This is a genomic window from Halomonas sp. SIMBA_159, assembly GCF_046536035.1.
GTDB lineage: Bacteria > Pseudomonadota > Gammaproteobacteria > Pseudomonadales > Halomonadaceae > Vreelandella > Vreelandella venusta_A.
In genome coordinates this window covers 1-276 of the sequence record NZ_JAWJBT010000478.1, presented here as the reverse complement: position 1 = coordinate 276, position 276 = coordinate 1, and the positions used below count along the sequence as shown (strand labels likewise).

Annotated in this window: 1 protein-coding gene; it reads right to left on the bottom strand. The window is 61.2% G+C overall.

Annotated features, from left to right (window positions below; translation table 11 throughout):
* On the bottom strand, positions 1-187 hold a 187-nt coding region (locus R0J87_RS20100), incomplete at its 3' end, for a hypothetical protein (protein WP_498888458.1).
* Positions 188-276 lie beyond the last annotated feature (89 nt).

The window sequence follows — 276 nt, the reverse complement described above, 5'->3', positions numbered from 1 at the left end:
GCACCAAGGCTTCGGGGGCACCATGACACCCAGTGACAATTGTGCCGGGAACGCTCGGGTCTTCGCGCTCGATGAGATGACCGTCGAAGCGTTCCTCACCGCCGACGTAGTGAGGAACAATGACAGGTTCAGACCTTCGATGCGCGGCGATTCGCTCCCCAAATCGGGCCTGGGCGTCATCGTTCATGCGGAGCTCCTGCCTGGTGCGCTACGCGACTGCGCAGCCGCAGATAGTTGCAATTCAACGATAGGACCCCAGACCGACGAAGAGCGTCC